Origin of the sequence: Micromonospora sp. DT47, from assembly GCF_049844475.1 — a bacterium.
GTDB lineage: Bacteria > Actinomycetota > Actinomycetes > Mycobacteriales > Micromonosporaceae > Micromonospora.
Map to the genome: position 1 here is coordinate 1 of NZ_JBNCLC010000008.1, position 17,506 is coordinate 17,506.

Genomic DNA, 17,506 nt, shown 5'->3' on the forward strand with positions numbered 1-17,506 from the left:
GATCAAGGCGGCCCGCAAAGCGGGCCGCGCCGGCCCGGCCCCGGCCTGCTGGCGACCTCCGGCCGGCATCGGCCGGGCCGGCCGGCCACGCTGACGGAGCATCCCGAGGCTCTCCTGACCACCAAGTCATGAAGAGGACAGCTCACCGGGCGGCGGGTGCGCCCTACGCCGCCTACCTTCCCCCCATGCCGCTGTCCGCTGCCCGCCGCCCCCGACGCCTGGTCATCCTCGCCGCGTCGCTGGCCCTGATCTCGGTCATCGGCGCACACCTCGCCGTGACGCTGCGATACAAGCTGGACGCCGGCTTCTTTTTCGGGAGTCCCGACGCATATGCGAGGGTCGATGCCGACAACGTCACCGAACACCGGCACCTGGCCCGCCCTGGCGCAACTATCGACTACGCGTTCGGCATCGCAAACCCAGGGCCGTTCACCGTCCGTCTCCAAGAGGTGATCGACGAAGGCAGCGGGTCCTACACCCACGAACGCGTCCGGATGAAGGAGCTTTCCCGCGAAAAAAGCCCCTCACCTGTCGACCTCGGCCCTGCCGACGCGGTTCCGTTCCGACCGGTCGACCTGCGCCCCAACGCCGGCCTGCTGGTGTTTGTGACACTGCGACTCGGTCAGGAGATTCCTCCGGAATGCGCAGGCTTCTCGTTCGACGTCCAACGGGTGCGTTTCACGGTGCTGGGCATGCCCCGCGAGCAACTCGTCCCGATCGGACACGTCATCAAGGTCGAGGCGCCCGCGAGCGACGGCGAGCCCTGCAAGGATCCCGGCCTTGGAGGGTGACCCCCTGACCAGACGGCGCCACACTCGCCCAACGCGGCAGGGCACCAGTCGAGGGGGCGGACGTTCTCGCCATATGGGCCAATAGCTCGTGAACGCGCTTGAACTCCTCCCCTGGGTCGTCGGCCTGAACAGCAATAGTCGCCATCGGCGTCCCCTCCGAGACGTGCCCGTTGCGTGCCCGATCAACCAGGCAATCAGGGGCAGCGGCGGTCAACAGCAGCCGGAGACGACAAAGGCCCCTGACTTGCGTTTCCGCAGGTCAGAGGCCTTGCCATTGCCTGGTGGCGGGTGAAGGATTCGAACCTTCGAAGCTTTCGCGACGGATTTACAGTCCGCTCCCATTGGCCGCTCGGGCAACCCGCCAGGGCGTACCACCGCGTTGCCACGCGGCGGCGGAAGCAAGGATAGCGGTTGCCCCCCGGACCGTCGCAACCGGGTACCGTCAGGGGGTCGTGCCGCTGGTCAGCGCGCGACCGCACAGCTTTGACCGCCGGACAGCAGGAGCATGAGCATGGCAGCGAACCCGTCGTTCGACATCGTGAGCAAGGTCGACCGGCAGGAGGTCGACAACGCCCTCCGCCAGGCGGAGAAGGAGCTCTCGCAGCGGTTCGACTTCCGCGGCACCGGCGCGGAGATCTCCTGGTCGGGCGAGGAGGCGATCAGCCTCCAGGCGGAGACCGAGGAGCGGGTCAGCGCGGCGCTGGACGTCTTCAAGGAGAAGCTGGTCAAGCGGAACATCTCGCTCAAGTCCCTGGACGCGGGCGACCCGCGATCCTCGGGCAAGGTGTTCAAGATCGACTGCAAGGTCATCCAGGGCATCGACTCGGACAAGGCCAAGGCGATCAGCAAGAAGATCCGCGACGAGGGCCCTAAGGGCGTCCAGGCGCAGATCCAGGGCGACCAGCTCCGGGTCACCGGCAAAAAGAAGGACGACCTCCAGGCCGTCATCACCCTGCTCAAGGGCGAGGACTTCGGCGTCGCCCTGCAGTTCACCAACTACCGGTAGGCAGGTCTCTCCGCGCCTGGTCGTCGTTTCCACTCGGCCCTGTTAGCTGGGGAAGCGCGGGCATCAATAGTCGTCCTTGGTTGCCGGTAGTCAGGCTGCGACGGCCTGGCGACGGCCTGGAGCTCACGCGACCAAGGGGTGGCTGGTGTCTACCGGTCGTCCACGTCTACGTGCCGCCATCCCTGCTGGTGACCCCACATTTGTAAGTCCTGAGCGCCGCGTCCGTTGGCGTCCGTCCCTGACCGTGACCTCGGACGGTCGTCCACTGCGGGCTTGGCCTGGTCGTCATCGTCCGGGCCGGTTGCTGTCGCTGTTGCTGTCAGAGTCGGGCCGTGAGCAATCCCGCACTGCTCGGACGGCTGTCCGTCACGATCACTAAGACACCCCGGAGCTTCGCGGCCAGCAGGCCGTTCGTCATCCGGGCGGAGCAGGGCGGCGGTCGAGGTAGGCGTCCAATGCGGCGGCGCCGGCGAGCATGGCGCGGCTCCTGGCCGAGAGGCGGGCGCGCCAGTCGCGCAGCATCGACTCCAGCGGTGCGACGCCTCCGGCGGAGCGGACCTGGGCGATCAGCGGGGCGATCTGCTCCAGCAGGTAGCCACCCCGTCTGAGCTGGTGGGCCAGCAGGGCGTCGCGGACGTCCGCCTCGCTGTAGACCCGGTAGCCCGTCCGCGGGTCGCGGCGCGGCTGGACCAGGCCGGCGCGTTCCCATTTGCGCAGGGTGGCCGGTCGGATGCCGAGCCGCCGCGACAGCGGGCCGACGAACGTGTCACCGCGCTCCCGCGGTACGGGATCGAGGTCGCGAAGCGCGGCTTCGACGGCCTGGAGAGTGCGGCGGTCATCGAGCAGCTGGGCGTGACTCTCGTCGATGAGCCGGAGCGCGTCCTCGGTCGCGTCCCGGTTGACCGCCTGCATGATCGAGGTGGCCGTTTGGTGGCCGTGTCCGGGCACGAGCGCGAGAAACGCGCGGAGGGCCTGCGCGTGCCGCGGCGTGTAGGTGCGGTAACCGTGCAGGGTGCGTTCGGCGCCCGGCAGGATGCCGGCCGCCTCGTAGTTCCTGATCGCCTGGGTGGACAGGCCGTACCCGCGCGCCAGGTCGACCGGCCTGAGCCGTCCACCGTCTTGAAGGTTTCGCCCCACTGTCCTGCCAGCATCGCGGAGAAGTTTCAACCGGAGGTTCAACGATACCGTTGAGGGCATGATTGCTGGTGCCAAGGACACCGCCCATGCTGTCGAGGCCGCGACCGTCATGCGGCTGCTCCCGACCCGGCCGCGGCTGCTCGCCCTGGGCGAGCCCACCCACGGCGAGGACCTCCTGCTCGACGTACGCAACGAACTCTTCCGGCAGCTCGTCGAGCAGGAGGGCTACCGGACGATCGCCATCGAGAGCGACTGCGTGATGGGCCTGGTCGTGGACGACTACGTCACGTCCGGCACGGGCACCCTCGACGAGGTCATGGAGCGCGGCTTCAGCCACGAGTGGGGCGCCTTCCCGGCCAACCGCGAGCTGGTGCGCTGGATGCGCGCGTACAACGACGGCCGGCCCGCGTCCGAGCGGCTGCGCTTCGCCGGTTTCGACGGCCCGCTGGAGATCACCGGCGCCGCGAGCCCCCGGCAGGCCCTCACCGCACTCCACGCCTACCTCACCGCCTGGGCCGACGCCGACCTGCTCCCCTGCGCCGCCGATACGCTCGACCGCCTGCTCGGCGCCGACGACCAGTGGACCAACCCCGCCGCGATGATGGACCCATCCCAGTCCGTGGGGCAGACACCCGAGGCCAAGCAGCTGCGGCTGCTCGCCGACGACCTGGTGACGCTGCTCGACGCGCAGACGCCACAGCTGATCGCGGCGTCCTCACCGGACGACTGGGACCGGGCACGCCTGTACGGGCGCACCGCCACCGGCCTGCTGCGCTACCACTTCTGGATGGCCGACACGTCACCGAGCCGCATGGCGCGGCTGCTGGCCCTGCGGGACTCGATGATGGCCGCCAACCTGTTCGCCATCGCCGAGCGGGGGCCGGCGTTGGTGAACGCGCACAACGGCCACCTCCAGCGGAACAAGAGCAGGATGCGGATGGGCGACCTGCCGCTGGAATGGTGGAGCGCCGGCGCGATCGTCAGCGCCCACCTGGGCGACGGGTACGCCTTCCTGGCCACAGCCCTCGGCACGATCCGCCACCATGGCGTGGACGCCCCACCTCCGGACACCATCGAGGGGCTGCTGTACGCGCTGCCGGAGGACCGGTACGTCGTCGACGCCCGCCGACTGGCCACCGTCGTCGGCGACGTGACGCCCGCTCCCCGCGTGTCCCCCTGGTTCGGCTACTCCCCGTTGGACCCGGCCCAGTTGGCCAGCAGTGATGGGATCGTGTTCGTCAAGGACGTCCCTGCGGGACGATGTGATGGCTGGGCCGAAACGCGCGGCGGTGCTTGAGGTGGGCTGCGGCACCGGTCAGGCGACGCGCTCGGACCGGTCCGGTGGGCAGCAGGTTTGTCCCGCCCGTAGACAGCCAACTTGTCATCCGCGCATCCATGCCGTGATCACGCGGTTGAGGTTGGTCCGCACGTAGGCGTCTGTCTCGGTCTCCAGCATGCGCCGCATGGCCTGTAGGAGTGTCCGCTCCCCGCGCTTTTCAGCGGTCTGCACCGCCTGCCGCCGGACTCGCGGATCGTCATCGTCGAGCGCGCCAGCGAGCAGGTCGGCAGCTGGTCCCCGCGCCTGGGCGAGACAGTAGGTGGCGAATTCGCGAGATCCGGCGTCTGGGCCGGTGACGAGGGGAGCGAGGTCGACCACCGTCATCGTCCCGGTATCGGCCAGCGCCTGCATCGCCCTTTGTCGCACCCCGCGGTCGGGGTCACCGAGCAAGACTCGAGCCTGTTCGGCGAGATCAGAAACGCCCAGAGCGCGCAGGAATCCGATCACCGCCGCACGCACTGGTGCCTCGGGGTCGGCCAGCCTCGCTCGTGCCGCTGGCTCCAACCCCGGTGCCTTCTGACGCCATCCGACGCTCAGAGCCGCCTCACGTACCAGGGGGTCTTCGTCGGCAGCCGCCGCGGCAAGGCCACGAACACCTGTTGCGCTGATAGCGGGCAACGTACCCAGCGATCGCGCAGCTCGCGCCCGACGATGCGCGGACGGATCATCGGACAGGATGCCAAGCAGCCGCGCCTCGTCGCCGGGAATCTTGTCTCCGAACCAGGTCACGTCGTAGCCGGCCACAAGTTCGTCGAGCCAGCGCTCATACCAGGACAGGAAGTCCTCGTCCTCCAACACGTACGGCGCCGGGACACCGTTGAGGTCCACGTTGACGAGGCGACCCCGACCCCGGGCCGGAGATCACCAGCAGGGTGTAGCTGGTGCAGCCGTGATGCACGATCGCCAACGTGCCCTGCTGCGGATCCGGGCGGTCATCCGGCCCCCAGAACCCGTCCCACCAGTCCGGCTCGTACAGAGTGCCGGGCACGAACGGGCTGGGCGCAGCCAGATGCCCAGCAGACGAGTCGGACACCTCCTCGTACGCGTTGGCCAGCGACAGCAAGCCGTAGCTTGGGCCCGCTCCCCCATCGCCGAGCCCCAGGATGAACCTGCGGTAGCTCTCCGGTAGCGCGATTCCGTGCTCAGCCTCAAAGGCGGCCACGCTCGACTCCGGCAGCGGCGGCCTAAGCCGGTAGCCGTGCTCCTTGGCACCGAACGCGGTCAGGAACCGATCAGGGCTTGCGGCCACCAAGTTCAGCTTTCCGCCGATCCGGGATAGCTGCGCGTCGCTGACCATGCCCCTCCAACCCGCCTCGATGTGCCTCCGGTCTGCCACCTCGCCGGTCGCAGCGGCCTTCAATTTGGTGCATCCTGCCATGACCGATAGCACCAGCTCTGTGGACGCCTGAAGCGCTTGCCGAGTCCGCAGTACGGTGGCCTGGCCAAAAGATCGTCTAGCCGGAGGTGTCACCCACATCCCGAGACTGATCTGTCACGCACGTCCTGAGACCCGACACGCCGGCAGCCGGCCGGATCGAACGTGTGTTCGACTAAGCTGCTTCGGGTGGAGGTACTTGGTCGCTGGTGGAACGGGGCAGTGGGTCGCGTTGCCCGGCGGGAGGTCCTCACGCTGCCGTCGGACGGCCTGGCGACGGCCTAGCGGCGATCATGGCTGTGTTTTGGCTGGTAGCGGGCGACATCTCAGCAGTTCACCAACTACCGCTGATCGCGGCGGTCAGCGCCCGAAGATCAACAAAAGCACCACGGTCAGGATCGCGCTGACCAGGATCGAGCCGAGGCAGCCGATCCGGTTCGAGAAGAAGAACATGCGGCTGCCGTACCCGCCGCTCGCGACCGCAATCCGCCGGGTGGCACACCAGGGGCCTCTCCCGTCCCCGGAGACACCCCTGGTGTGCCACCGGCGAGGTCAGACCGGGGTGGGGTGTTCGGCGCGTACCGCCCGGGCCTCGGCGCGGGCGATCGGGCCGTCGGGCAGCGCGGCGACCCCGGCCCCGACGGCGACCGCCGCCCCGGCGAAGAGGAACGCCCAGGGCACGCCGCCCGCGTGGTCGACGATCAGCCCGGCCACCGCGCCGCCGGCCGCGCTCGCCGCCACCGACATGGTCACCACCCAGGTGTACGCCTCGTTCAGCATCCCGACCGGCGCGATCCGCCCGACCAGGGTGTTCTCCAGCGTGAGCGCGGGCGCGATGGTCGCCCCGCCGACCGCCAGCGCGACGCCCAGGGCCAGCGGGTGCGGCATCACCGCGAACACGGCGAAGCTGCCCGCCACCCCGCCGAGCAGCCAGGCGAACTGCCGGGCCATGTTCGGCGACGGCCGGCGTACCCCGAACCAGAAGCCCCCGACGGCGCTGCCGACCCCCCAGACGGCGAGCAGCAGCCCGGCGAGGCTCTCCGGGGCGGCGGTGGGCTGGTTGCCGGCGAACGCCGGCACGATCACCCCGGCCGCGCCGAACGCGACGCCCAGCCCGCCGACGCAGACCAGCAGCGCCGGGAAGCCGCCCACCCGCAGCGGGCCGAGGCCCTTGGCGTGGTGCTCGCGCGGGTGCGGCCGCCAGCCGCGCATCACCCGGCCGAGCGCCACCGCGCCGGTGCCGACCAGGGTGACCACGGCGGCGCCGACCAGCGCGGCGGCCGCGTCCGCGACCAGTACGAAGCCGGCCACCAGCAGCGGGCCCAGCACGAAGACGACTTCGAAGAGCGAGGTCTCCGCCGCCAGGGCGGTGTTGCGCAGGTGCTGCCGGCCGGAGGCGAAAGTGGTGAGGTCGTTCCAGGCGCCCCGGATCGCCGCGGTCAGCGGCGGGTAGGTCGCCCCGGCGACCCCGGCGGCCAGGTAGATCAGCCCGAGACTGCCCTCCTCGGCCCGGCTGGCCCAGAGCAGCCCGACCAGCGCCAACGGGTGGGCGACGGCGGTCGCCAGCAGCACCGGGGTCGGCCCGACCCGGTCGGCGACCCGGCCGGCGACCGGGCTGAGCGCGGCGCCGGCGAGCGCGTAGATGCCGCCGGCGACCGCAGCGAGCGCGTACCGGTCGGTCACCTGCTCGACGACCAGCAGCAGCGCCAGCGGCGTCATGCCGATCCCGAGCCGCCCGATGATGCCGAAGACCAGCAGCATCGGCGCGCCGGGGATCCGCCAGACGCCCAGGTACTGGCGCAGTGCGGCCACAGGGGCACCTCCGGGGAGCCAGGTAACGGGTGGGAGCCGTTCCGACCCTAACGCCGCAGCATGCCCCGGAGGTGGTCGGCTCGCTCACATCGGGGGGCGGAGCGGGGCTGCCCCGGGCGGCGGCGAGAGGGTAGTTTGTTGATCGAATTGGATCCATGCCCGCAGGCGCCGCCACGACGACGTACGGAGGTCCGATGACCGGCACGACGATCGAACCGCTGCGGGTGGAGATCTACTCGCTGTACGGGGACGCCCGGCCCGCCGAGGCCGCCTCCCCCAGCCTACGCGGATCGCTCCCGGCCCGGGCCGTGCAGCACTGCCCACCGGTCGCCGCCGGCTCCGGGTTCGGCTGGTACGTCCACCCGCCGGCCGACTTTGCGCTCCGCTGGGACGGGCAGGACACCGAGTGGAGCCTGCTGGAGGAGAACGAGCCGGTCGGCTGGCGCTCGCTGGCCGGCGGGTACGACGGCAAGCTGCCCGACGCGGCCGCCCAGCTGGCGGCGGCGCCCGAGCGGTTCCGCGACGACCTGGACATCTTCGACCGGTACGGCGGCAGCATCCCGTTCATCGACGCCGATCCGCGCGCCGCGAACACCATCGAGCTGGTCACCGGCGTGGTGGCGCGCACCTCGCCGGGCTGGTGCCTGCTCGCCCGGGGGGTGCCGAACTGGCCGACCCAGCGCGGGCTCCAGATCTACGAGGGGGTGGTGGAGACCGACTGGTACACCTCGCTCCTGCCCACCATTCTGCGGCTGACCGAGCCCGGCCAGGTGGTGCGCTTCTACCGGAACATCCCGATCATGTGCCTGCAACCGATGCACCGCTCGACGCTCGACGCGGTACGGCAGGCCGAGTTGGTCGCCGGGCAGGGCCTCGCGGCCTGGCCGGAGGACGCCTGGGCGGACTTCGTGGCGTTGCGCCGCCGCCGCCAGGATCCGGAGCTCCGCAGCAGCTACCGGCGGGAACAGGCCCGCCGGCTCCGGGAGAACGCCAGTTACCGGCCGATCGGGGTCGAGGAAGCGGACCAGCCGGCCTGATGACCAACGCCGACGAACGGCTCGCACCGCCCCCCGGCTATCGGGCGCTGTTCCGCCACCCGGTGGCCTCCCGGCTGGTGGCTGCCCGGGGCGTCTCCGAACTGGGCGACTTCGTCGGGCTGGCCGCCCTGCTGCTGCTCGCGTACGACCAGACGCACTCGGTCCTCGGGCCGGCCGCGGTCTACGCCGCCCGTACCCTGCCCGCCCTGCTGGTCGCCACCGTGTTCAGCGGCTGGCTGGACGTGCCGGCCCGGCGTACCCTCCTGGTCTGGCTCTCGGTGGCCGGCGCCGTGCTGATCGCGGTGCCCGCGACGGTCCCCCGGCCGGTGCCGGCGATCATCGCGGCCGGCCTGCTCGGCGCGGTCCGGGCCGCCTACTCCAGCGTCAACGTGGCGGTCGCCGCGGAGGCGGTGGACGCCCCGTTGCGGCTGCCGCTCTTCGGCCTCTCCGCCTTCGCCAACCAGGTCGGCCAGGTGACCGGCCTGGTCGCCGGCGCAAGCGTGACCGTGGCGCTCGGTCCCCGGGTGGCGCTCCTGATCGACCTGGTCTCGTTCCTGATCGCGGCGGTCGTCCTGGCCGGGCTGCCGACGGAGCCGCAGCACCGCCGGGGACCGCGCCCGCCGGCCACCGCGGGCATACGGATCATCGCGGGCCATCCGGTGCTGCGCGGCGTCGCCCTGCTCACCCTGGCCACGGTGCTCTCCGGCGCGCTGCCGGAGACCCTCGCCCCGGACCTCGCCGCAGGGGCCTGGCGACCCGTCGTGCTGGCCGCCTCGGCGCTGGGTGGCGCGTTCTTCGTCCTGATGGTCGGGCGCAGGGCCTGGCTGGGCCGGCTGGCCGGCCAGGTGGCGGTGGCGGCCGCGTTGGGCGGCGCGCTGCTGCTGGCCGGCGTCCTGGTCGCGGTCAGGGCGCCGCTGTGGGCGGTGGCGGTGGCGAACGCGCTGATCGGCGCGGGCGGCGGCTGGCTGATCGGCGCGCAGGCCACCTTCGCCCGGCTGGCGCCCCCGGAACGGATGGGGCAGGTGGAGGCGACGATCGTGGCGGCCAACATCGTGGTCTCCGGGTGCGGGATCTTCCTGCTCGGCGGCGTGGCCGCCGTGCTCTCCCCCGCCGCCTCGTACCTGACGGCGGGCGCGGTGCTGCTCGTCGTCGTCCTGCTGGCCCGTCCGGACCGGCTGCCGACCGGCCCGGAGTGATCCGGCGGCGGGTCGCGCTCCGCACACGGCTCCGCCCGCGTCCGAACCGGACGCGGGCGGAGGTGTCGGTGGGTCAGCGCTGGAACTGCACCGGGCCGCCGCCGGTGGCCATCTGCTCCAGCCGGGCGACCCGCTCCTCCATCCGGGGGTGGGTGGAGAACATCGCCGCGATGGCGCCGCCCCGCTTGAACGGGTTGTCGATCATCAGGTGGGCGGTGCTGGTCAACTGGCCCTGCGCGGGCAGCGGACGGGCCTGGGTGCCCACGTGGATCTTCTGCAGGGCGCTGGCCAGGGCCAGCGGGTCCCGGGTGAGCTGGGCGCCGGAGGCGTCCGCCTGGAACTCCCGGCTCCGGCTGATCGCCAGCTGGATCACGGTGGCGGCGATCGGGCCGAGGATCAGGGTGAGCAGCAGCACGGCCGGGTTCGGGGCGTCCTCGTCGTCGGAGGAGCCCAGCGGGATGAACCAGGCGATGTTGGCCAGCAGGGTGATGATGCCGGCCAGACCGGCCGCCACGCTGGAGATGAGGATGTCCCGGTTGTAGACGTGCGAAAGTTCGTGACCGATCACCCCGCGCAGCTCGCGGTAGTCCAGGATCTCGGTGATCCCCTGAGTGACGCAGACCGCCGCGTTGGCCGGGTTACGCCCGGTCGCGAACGCGTTGGGCTGCGAGGTCGGGCTGACGTACAGGCGGGGCATCGGCTGCCGTGCCTCGGTGGCCAGCTCGCGGACCATCCGGTACAGGTCGGGGAATTCCGCCTCGCTGACCGGTTGTGCCCGCATCGAGCGCAGGGCCAGCTTGTCGGACCAGAAGTAGCTCACGCCGTTCATCAGCAACGAGACGACGACGGCGATGACGAGGCCGCCGCTGCCGCCGAACCAGTAGCCGACCGCGAGGATCAGCGAGGTCAACAGGCCGAGCAGCGCTGCGGTCTTGAGACGGTTGTGATGCACGATCGCTCCTTCGGTGCGCGGATCGCACGGGACCCGTTGACCGGTCCAACGTCACCGGTACCCGTCAACCATCCTGCTCATGGCTGGGAGTTGACTGGAGATTCCTGTGCGACCGGACAGCGGGGACGACTCCGGACGGGTCCGGCCAGGTCGGCGCGGGAGCCGGTCACCCGGCCGCGAGGTCCAGCACGAGCTGCGGGGCGAAGCCGACCAGCACGGCCAGCGCGGTGGCCACGGTCAGGGCCACGGTGACCGTCCAGGCCGGGCGGGCCACCGCCGGCGCGGCGGCACCCTCGGCGGCCGGCCCGGCGGCGTAGAGGGCGGCGGCGAGGCGGAGGTAGTAGGCCAGGCCGATCACCGCGTTGACCGCCACCACCAGGGCGAGCCAGCCGGCGCCGCCGTCCAGCAGTGACCGGACCACGGTCACCTTGGCGAACAGGCCGGCCAGGCCGGGCGGCAACCCGGCCAACCCGATCAGCGCCAGGGCGAACGCCGCACCCACCCACGGGTGCCGGCGGGCCGCCCCGCGCAGCTCGGCCACCGTGCCGCCGTCCGCGCCGGCCGGGCGGAGCGCGACCAGCGCCGCGAAGGCGGCCAGCTCCAGCAGGACGAAGAAGACCGCGTACGCGACGGCGGCGGCGTACGCGGTCGTCCGGGCCTCGCCGGTGCGACCGGCGGCCAGCGCGAGCGCGCCCAGCGGGGCGAGGATGTAGCCGGCCTGGGCCACCGACGACCAGGCCAGCAGCCGGACGGTACGCCGCTGGCGCAGCGCCACCAGGTTCCCGACGGTCATCGTCAGCACCGCCAGCCCGGCGAGCACCGGCCCGGTGACCTCGGCCGGCAGGGCGCGCTGCACCACGGCGAGCAGGGCGACCACGCCACCCAGCTTGGAGGCGGTCGACAGGTAGGCCGCCACCGGCAGCGGCGCGCCGTCGTAGGTGGCCGGCGCCCAGGCGTGGAACGGCACCGCCGCCACCTTGAAGGCCAGCCCGAGCACCACCAGCGCGACGGCGGCGGTGGCCAGCGGCAGGTCCCGCAGCTCCGGGCGGTCCCCGAGGAGCGCGCCGAGCCGGTCCAGGTGCAGCCCACCGGTGGCCGCGTAGAGCAGCGCCGCGCCGAGCAGGGTGAGCGTGGTCGCCACCACGCTGACCACGAAGAAGGTGACCGCCGCTTCGGCGCTGGCCAGGCTGCCCCGGCGCAGCCCGACCAGGACGTAGAGCGGCAGGGTGAGGGTCTCCAGGGCGACGATCAGGGTGATCAGGTCGCCGGCCGCGCCGAGCACGACGCCGCCGGTCATCGAGCAGGCGAGCAGGAAGCAGTACTCACCCACCGGCGTCGTCCCGGCCCGCAGCAGCGGGCCGGAGATCGCCAGCACGCCGAGGGTGAGCAGCGCGAAGACGGCCGCGACCAGGGCGGCCCGGCCGTCGAACACCCAGGAGCAGTCCGCGCCGACGCAGAACGTCCGCCGGGTCTCCCCCGCGCCGACCAGCGAGGACCCGACGACGGTGGCGACGGCGCCCGCGGCGGCCGCGGCCACCGTCGCGCCGGCCCGGGCCAGCAGCAGGTCGGCCAGGAGCACGAGTACGGCGGTGCCGGCCGCCAGGTACGCCGGCAGCAGCGCCACGTTGTCGACGCTCTGCACGAGGCTCATCTCAACACCCCCACCAGGGCCTCCACCGGACCGGAGGCGAGGCCGAGCACCAGCGTTGGCGCCAGCCCGACGGCGAGCGCGAGCAGCACCAAGGGGGCCCAGGCGGTCAGCTCCGCCCCGGCCAGGCCGGGTGCCAGCCGCCCCACCACCGGGCTGGGCCGGCCGTGGGTGACCTGGCGCAGCAGCCGCAGGAGGTATGCGGCGGTGAGCGCCCCGCCGACCGCGGCCAGCACCGCGAGGGTGGTCCAGAGCGGTCCGCCCCGCCGGACGGCGGCGACCACGGCGAACGCCTCACCCCAGAAGCCGGCCAGCCCGGGCAGGCCGAGCGAGGCCACCGCGGCGAAGCCGAGCAGCCCGGCGAGCCGGGGCGCGGTCTCCCGCAGCCCGGACAGGTCGGCGAGCGCGCCGGTGTGGGTACGGTCCTTGACCGCCCCGGCCAGGAAGAAGAGCAGGCCGGTGATCACCCCGTGGGCGATGTTGCCGATCAGCGCCGCCTGGAGGCCGGTGGCGGTCAGCGTGGCCACCCCGAGCAGCACGAATCCCATGTGCCCGACGCTGGAGTACGCGATCAGCCGCTTCAGCTCGTCCTGGGCCAGGCAGACCAGGGAGCCGATCAGGATCGCGGCGACGGCGAGCACGCCGAGCACCGGGGCGGCCCAGCGGGCGCCCTCGGGGGCCACCCCGACCGCGATCCGGATCAGGCCGTACGTGCCCATCTTGAGCAGCACCCCGGCGAGGATGACGCTGCCGACGGTGGGTGCCTGGGTGTGCGCGTCGGGCAGCCAGGAGTGCAGCGGCCAGAGCGGGCTCTTCACCGCGAAGGCGAGCGCGAGCAGGGTGAACGCGGCCAGCTGGGTGCCTCGGGACAGGCTCGCCCCGCCGGTCAGCGCGACCACGTCGGCGGTGCCGGCGGCGGCGACCACGACGTAGACGCCGACCAGCAGCAGCACCGAGCCGAAGAGCGTGTAGAGGGCGAACTTGCGGGCCGCCCGCCGCCGGTCGTCGCCGCCCCAGCCGGCGATGATCGCGTACATCGGGAGCAGGACGACCTCGAAGAATCCGAAGAAGAGCACCAGGTCGAGGGCGAGGAAGGTGCCGAGGATGCCCACCTCGACCACCAGTAGCAGCGCGACGAGGGCCCGCCCGCTCCCGCCACCGGCCGGCACCTTCCAGACGGTGTAGCCGCAGCAGAGCAGGGTGAGCAGGGCGGTCAACGCCACCAGCGGCCAGGAGATCCCGTCCACCCCGAGGTGGAAGCGCAGGTCCAGGCCGGGCACCCAGGTCAGGTCGAGTTGGTGCCAGGGCTGCACGGCCGGCGCCGGGCCGTACCCGAACCAGCCGTGGTCGCCGACGACCAGCAGCGCCGCGACCACCAGGGTCAGCCCGGCGACCACCGTGCCGACCAGCCGGGCCGCCCGGTCCCGGGGCGTCGCGGCCACCAGGACCGCCCCGACCGCCGGCAGCGCCAGGACCGCGACCAGCAGGAACTTTCCGAGGCTCACGGCTGCTCCTCGGTTCCCGACTGCGGGGCTCGCAACACCGGCTCACTCCTCGCGCTCACGGAGTCACCTCAGTTCGCGACTGCGGGGCTCGCAACACCGGCTCACTCCTCGCGCTCACGGAGTCACCTCGGTTCGCGACTGCGGGGCTCGCAACACCGGCTCACTCCTCGCGCTCACGGTGCCCCTCCGATCAGCACGGCGGCCAGGCCGATCAGCACCGCGCCGGCCAGCACCGCCGCCGCCGCGCGGGGCAGCGCCGCCCGGTGCAGCGCGGCCAGGCCGCCGCCGAGGCCGTACGCGCCCCGGCCGGTGCCCTCCACCGCGCCGTCGACCACCACCTCGTCGCCGGTACGCAGCACCCCGGCGAGCGCCGTCGTCGGGCGTACGACCAGGGCGTGCTGGACGTCGTCGAGCCGGAACGCCGCCGCGAAGACCGGTCGCAGCGGACCCAGCGCGCGGGCCGGGTCGGTGGCCGGGTCCCGGCGCCAGCCGGCCCAGGCCAGCAGGGCCCCGACCAGCAGCAGCGCGGTCGGCAGCAGCAGCGCCAGGCCGAGGTGCACCAGCTCCACATCGGTTTCCGTCCCGGTCGCCGGGGCGAGGAGCCGGTCGGCGAACGGGGGCAGGAACGCGGCCAGCCCGAGCAGCGCGGCGGGAACCGCGAGCAGCAGCACCGGCCAGCGCATCGCGGCCGGCGGGTCGTGCGGGTGCCGCAGCGGCATCCGGGGCTCGCCGAGGAAGGTGCGCAGCAGCAGCCGGGTGGCGTACCAGGCGGTGACCACCACGCCGAGCAGCCCGACCAGCCAGACCAGCCAGCCCACCCAGGCGGGAGCCGGGCCGGCGCCGTCCAGCGCGGCCGACTCGGCGACGGCGAGCACGCCGTCCTTGCTCCAGAAGCCGGACAGCGGCGGCACCCCGGCCAGCGCGCCGAGACCGATCAGCGTGCACCAGAAGGTGACCGGCATGTCGCGGCGCAGCCCGCCCATCCGGGACATCAGCGTGGTGCCCACCGCATGGATCACCGCGCCGGCGGCGAGGAAGAGCAGCGCCTTGAAGGCGGCGTGGGCGAGCAGGTGGAACAGCGCGGCGGCGGGCGCCCCGACCGCGAGCGCCCCGGTCATGTAGCCGATCTGGGAGACCGTCGACCAGGCCAGCACCCGCTTGAGGTCGTCCTGGGCGGTGGCCGCGAACGCGCCGAGCAGCAGGGTGATCGAGGCCATCACCCCGAGCACCGCCAGCGCCGTCGGGGTGGCCGCGAAGAGCGGATAGAGCCGGGCGACCGCGTAGACGCCGGCGGCGACCATGGTGGCCGCGTGGATCAGCGCGGAGATCGGGGTGGGGCCGGCCATCGCGTCCGGCAGCCAGGTGTGCAGCGGGAACTGCGCGCTCTTGCCGGCCACCCCGGCGAGCAGCAGCAGGCAGGCGGCGGTCAGGACGCCGGTGGAGTGGTCGTGGGCGAGCACGTCGGCGATCCGGAAGCTGCCCGCCGAGACGCCGAGCAGCGCGATGCCGAGCAGGAAGCCGACGTCACCCACCCGGGTGACCAGGAACGCCTTCATCGCGGCGGCCGGGGCCTCGGGCAGCCGGCGGTCGTGGGCGATCAGCAGGTAGGAGCAGAGCCCCATCACCTCCCAGCCGACCAGCAGCATGACCAGGTCGCCGGCGACCACCACCAGCAGCATCGCCGCGGTGAAGAGGCTGATCTGCGCCGCGTACGGCGGGTAGCGGTGGTCGACCTCGACGTCGTCGTGCGGGCCGCGCTTGAGGTAGGCGGTCGAGTAGACCTGCACGGCCAGGGCCACCGCGGCCACCGCCACCGCGACCAGGGTGGCGGCGCCGTCGAGCCGGACCCCGAGCGTCACCCGCAGGCCGCCCAGGTCGATCCAGGTGGTGGAGGTCTCCACCGGGTCGTCGACCCGGGCCAGCAGGGCCAGCGCGATCAGCAGTGCGCCGGCCGCGCCGGTGACGCCGAGGGCGATCGCCGCCCGCCGGACCCGGTCCTCCCCGGTGGTCGCGCCGCGCGGCGAGGGCGGCAGCAGCAGGCCGGTCAGGCCGGCGAGCAGGGGTACGGCCGGCAGCGCGGCCCCCAGCAGTCCGGTCACCGGTCCCCCTCCGGCCGGTCGGCGTCCCCGGCCGCCGGTCGCTCGACGGCGGTCCCCGCGGCCAGCCGCTCGGCCGGCACCAGCGCCGGAGCCTCGGTCAGCGGGACCTCGTCCACCGCGACGCTGGCCCGCAGCCGGTAGAGCTGGAGCACGATGGCCAGCCCCACACCGATCTCGGCGGCGGCCAGCACGATCACGAAGAGCGCGAAGACCTGCCCGGAGTGCGGCAGCTGCGCCCGCACGGTGGTGTCGGCGGTGACCAGGATCAGGTTGACCGCGTTGAGCATCAGCTCGACGGCCATCAGCACCAGCACCGCGTTGCGCCGACGCAGCACGCCGTAGACGCCGAGCCCGAAGAGCAGCGCGGCGGTGACGTACGGGATGACCGGTCTCACCGGCGACCGCCCTGGTCGGCCGCCGTCCCGGCGGTGGCCCGGACGGGCGCCTCCGGGGCGGTCCGGTCGCCGCCGGCCGGGACGGGGCGGCCCCGGCCGGCCGGCGCGGCGGCCGGGTCGGGGCGGCGGCCGATGTCGGGGCGGGACAGGATGATCGCCCCGACCAGGGCGGCCAGCAGCAGCACCGATAGCACCTCGAAGGGGAGCACCCAGGAGCGGAAGACCTGCTCGCCGAGGCGCTCGGCGGTGCCCGGCGCCGGCAGCTCCACCCGGGACCAGCGGAACGCGTCGACCAGCAGCACGGCCAGCCCCAGCCCGGCGCCGCCGCCGATCAGCGCGGCCGGCCAGCCGGGGCGGTTCAGGTCGTCCGAGGCGCCGATCGGGGCGCGGGTCAGCATCACCGCGAAGAGCAGCAGCACCACCACCGCGCCGACGTAGATCAGCACCTGCACCCAGGCCACCAGCTCGGCGGTGAGCACCAGGTAGTCGCCGGCCAGCGCGCCGAGACAGACCACCAGGTAGAGGCCGGCCCGGACCAAATGCTTCGTGCCCACCACCAGCACGCCCGCCCCGACCGCCACCGCACCCAGGGCGAGCAGCAGCACGTCCGCACCGGTCATGGGGTCGCACCCCCGTCGGCGGCGGGGCCGGGCTCGGGGCGTACCACGGTGGGGCGGGCGGCGGAGCTGGTCGGGGCCGCGGCCTTGCGCGCGGCGGTGGTCTCCTCCTTGGCCGGCTCGCCGTTGTGGTCGTGCGCGGGCGGCGGCGGGACGGTGGCCATCCACTGGCCGAGGTGGTCCTTGTCGTGCAGCAGGTCCTTGATGTCGTACTCGGCGTACTCGAACTCGGGTGACCAGTAGAGCGCGTCGAAGGGGCAGACCTCGATGCAGATGCCGCAGTACATGCAGAGCGAGAAGTCGATGTCGAACTTGTCGAGGACGTTGCGCTGGCGGGGGCGGGCGGCGCCGGGCACCGCCACCTCCTCCTTGTGCGAGTCGATGTAGATGCACCAGTCCGGGCACTCCCGGGCGCAGAGCATGCAGACCGTGCAGTTCTCCTCCGACAGCGCGATCACGCCGCGGGAGCGGGGGGGCAGCTCCGGGGCGACGTCCGGGTACTGCTGGGTGGTCGACCGGCGGGTCATCGTCTTCAGCGTGACCGCCAGCCCCTTCACCAGCCCCTCGCCGGGAATGCCACTGCGCTCGCTCATGCCG

General features: G+C 72.9%; 16 protein-coding genes and 1 tRNA gene. 5 read left to right on the top strand and 12 right to left on the bottom strand.

From position 1 onward, the window contains the following. Nucleotides 1-185 precede the first annotated feature (185 nt). On the top strand, nucleotides 186-791 hold the full coding sequence (locus tag ACLQ2U_RS14365) for a hypothetical protein (protein WP_425751126.1): 606 nt from the start codon (nucleotides 186-188) through the stop codon (nucleotides 789-791). A gap of 279 nt (nucleotides 792-1,070) precedes the next feature. On the opposite strand, the gene ACLQ2U_RS14370 is transcribed toward ACLQ2U_RS14365, so the two are convergent. Continuing rightward, nucleotides 1,071-1,154 (bottom strand) — tRNA-Tyr (locus tag ACLQ2U_RS14370). Between the two features lie 148 nt (nucleotides 1,155-1,302). Between ACLQ2U_RS14370 and ACLQ2U_RS14375 the strand changes: the two genes are divergently transcribed. Continuing rightward, nucleotides 1,303-1,797, top strand: a complete 495-nt coding sequence (locus ACLQ2U_RS14375; RefSeq protein WP_425751378.1) for a YajQ family cyclic di-GMP-binding protein — start codon at nucleotides 1,303-1,305, stop codon at nucleotides 1,795-1,797. 414 nt (nucleotides 1,798-2,211) lie between these two features. Here ACLQ2U_RS14375 and ACLQ2U_RS14380 read toward each other — a convergent pair whose 3' ends face one another. Further along, complete coding sequence (locus ACLQ2U_RS14380; protein ID WP_425751127.1) at nucleotides 2,212-2,934, bottom strand: TioE family transcriptional regulator; 723 nt, start codon at nucleotides 2,932-2,934, stop codon at nucleotides 2,212-2,214. A gap of 58 nt (nucleotides 2,935-2,992) precedes the next feature. Here ACLQ2U_RS14380 and ACLQ2U_RS14385 point away from each other — a divergent pair, with 58 nt between their 5' ends. Then, on the top strand, nucleotides 2,993-4,231 hold the full coding sequence (locus ACLQ2U_RS14385) for an erythromycin esterase family protein (RefSeq protein ID WP_425751128.1): 1,239 nt from the start codon (nucleotides 2,993-2,995) through the stop codon (nucleotides 4,229-4,231). An 84-nt stretch (nucleotides 4,232-4,315) separates the two neighbouring features. Here ACLQ2U_RS14385 and ACLQ2U_RS14390 read toward each other — a convergent pair whose 3' ends face one another. The 3 genes from ACLQ2U_RS14390 to ACLQ2U_RS14400 all read right to left on the bottom strand — a co-directional run bounded on the left by ACLQ2U_RS14390 (nucleotide 4,316) and on the right by ACLQ2U_RS14400 (nucleotide 7,460). Further along, nucleotides 4,316-5,101 (bottom strand): HEAT repeat domain-containing protein, encoded by a 786-nt coding sequence (locus ACLQ2U_RS14390; RefSeq protein WP_425751129.1) that lies wholly within the window; start codon nucleotides 5,099-5,101, stop codon nucleotides 4,316-4,318. Further along, nucleotides 5,037-5,570, bottom strand: coding sequence for a hypothetical protein (locus ACLQ2U_RS14395; RefSeq protein ID WP_425751130.1), 534 nt, complete (start codon nucleotides 5,568-5,570; stop codon nucleotides 5,037-5,039). Before ACLQ2U_RS14395 ends, ACLQ2U_RS14390 begins: the two co-directional genes overlap by 65 nt. 630 nt (nucleotides 5,571-6,200) lie before the next feature. Next, complete coding sequence (locus tag ACLQ2U_RS14400) at nucleotides 6,201-7,460, bottom strand: MFS transporter (protein ID WP_425751131.1); 1,260 nt, start codon at nucleotides 7,458-7,460, stop codon at nucleotides 6,201-6,203. A gap of 194 nt (nucleotides 7,461-7,654) precedes the next feature. Here ACLQ2U_RS14400 and ACLQ2U_RS14405 point away from each other — a divergent pair, with 194 nt between their 5' ends. Then, complete coding sequence (locus tag ACLQ2U_RS14405; RefSeq protein ID WP_425751132.1) at nucleotides 7,655-8,497, top strand: DUF6065 family protein; 843 nt, start codon at nucleotides 7,655-7,657, stop codon at nucleotides 8,495-8,497. After that, nucleotides 8,497-9,693 carry a hypothetical protein gene (locus ACLQ2U_RS14410; protein ID WP_425751133.1) on the top strand — a complete coding sequence of 399 codons (1,197 nt, stop codon included), beginning with the start codon at nucleotides 8,497-8,499 and terminating at the stop codon, nucleotides 9,691-9,693. The genes ACLQ2U_RS14405 and ACLQ2U_RS14410 overlap by 1 nt, the downstream gene beginning before the upstream one ends. A 73-nt stretch (nucleotides 9,694-9,766) precedes the next feature. Here ACLQ2U_RS14410 and htpX read toward each other — a convergent pair whose 3' ends face one another. The 7 genes from htpX to ACLQ2U_RS14445 form a co-directional block, all read right to left on the bottom strand. After that, nucleotides 9,767-10,645 carry a zinc metalloprotease HtpX gene (htpX, locus tag ACLQ2U_RS14415; RefSeq protein WP_425751134.1) on the bottom strand — a complete coding sequence of 293 codons (879 nt, stop codon included), beginning with the start codon at nucleotides 10,643-10,645 and terminating at the stop codon, nucleotides 9,767-9,769. 166 nt (nucleotides 10,646-10,811) lie between these two features. After that, on the bottom strand, nucleotides 10,812-12,296 hold the full coding sequence (locus ACLQ2U_RS14420; RefSeq protein ID WP_425751135.1) for an NADH-quinone oxidoreductase subunit N: 1,485 nt from the start codon (nucleotides 12,294-12,296) through the stop codon (nucleotides 10,812-10,814). Next, complete coding sequence (locus tag ACLQ2U_RS14425) at nucleotides 12,293-13,798, bottom strand: complex I subunit 4 family protein (RefSeq protein WP_425751136.1); 1,506 nt, start codon at nucleotides 13,796-13,798, stop codon at nucleotides 12,293-12,295. The genes ACLQ2U_RS14420 and ACLQ2U_RS14425 overlap by 4 nt, the downstream gene beginning before the upstream one ends. A gap of 173 nt (nucleotides 13,799-13,971) precedes the next feature. Continuing rightward, complete coding sequence (locus ACLQ2U_RS14430; protein ID WP_425751137.1) at nucleotides 13,972-15,897, bottom strand: NADH-quinone oxidoreductase subunit L; 1,926 nt, start codon at nucleotides 15,895-15,897, stop codon at nucleotides 13,972-13,974. Then, nucleotides 15,894-16,292: an NADH-quinone oxidoreductase subunit NuoK gene (gene nuoK, locus ACLQ2U_RS14435; protein WP_425751138.1), complete on the bottom strand. Its 399-nt coding sequence runs from the start codon at nucleotides 16,290-16,292 to the stop codon at nucleotides 15,894-15,896. The genes ACLQ2U_RS14430 and nuoK overlap by 4 nt, the downstream gene beginning before the upstream one ends. Next, nucleotides 16,289-16,912, bottom strand: coding sequence for an NADH-quinone oxidoreductase subunit J (locus ACLQ2U_RS14440; protein ID WP_425751139.1), 624 nt, complete (start codon nucleotides 16,910-16,912; stop codon nucleotides 16,289-16,291). The genes nuoK and ACLQ2U_RS14440 overlap by 4 nt, the downstream gene beginning before the upstream one ends. After that, nucleotides 16,909-17,502, bottom strand: a complete 594-nt coding sequence (locus ACLQ2U_RS14445) for a NuoI/complex I 23 kDa subunit family protein (protein ID WP_425751140.1) — start codon at nucleotides 17,500-17,502, stop codon at nucleotides 16,909-16,911. Before ACLQ2U_RS14445 ends, ACLQ2U_RS14440 begins: the two co-directional genes overlap by 4 nt. Nucleotides 17,503-17,506 lie beyond the last annotated feature (4 nt).

Coding starts and splice junctions, on each gene's coding strand:
- ACLQ2U_RS14440 (WP_425751139.1), bottom strand. CDS start 16,912: ATGACCGGTGCGGACGTGCTGCTGCTCGCCCTGGGTGCGGTGGCGGTC.
- ACLQ2U_RS14385 (WP_425751128.1), top strand. CDS start 2,993: ATGATTGCTGGTGCCAAGGACACCGCCCATGCTGTCGAGGCCGCGACC.
- ACLQ2U_RS14420 (WP_425751135.1), bottom strand. CDS start 12,296: ATGAGCCTCGTGCAGAGCGTCGACAACGTGGCGCTGCTGCCGGCGTAC.
- ACLQ2U_RS14445 (WP_425751140.1), bottom strand. CDS start 17,502: ATGAGCGAGCGCAGTGGCATTCCCGGCGAGGGGCTGGTGAAGGGGCTG.
- ACLQ2U_RS14375 (WP_425751378.1), top strand. CDS start 1,303: ATGGCAGCGAACCCGTCGTTCGACATCGTGAGCAAGGTCGACCGGCAG.
- ACLQ2U_RS14405 (WP_425751132.1), top strand. CDS start 7,655: ATGACCGGCACGACGATCGAACCGCTGCGGGTGGAGATCTACTCGCTG.
- ACLQ2U_RS14365 (WP_425751126.1), top strand. CDS start 186: ATGCCGCTGTCCGCTGCCCGCCGCCCCCGACGCCTGGTCATCCTCGCC.
- ACLQ2U_RS14395 (WP_425751130.1), bottom strand. CDS start 5,570: ATGGTCAGCGACGCGCAGCTATCCCGGATCGGCGGAAAGCTGAACTTG.
- ACLQ2U_RS14410 (WP_425751133.1), top strand. CDS start 8,497: ATGACCAACGCCGACGAACGGCTCGCACCGCCCCCCGGCTATCGGGCG.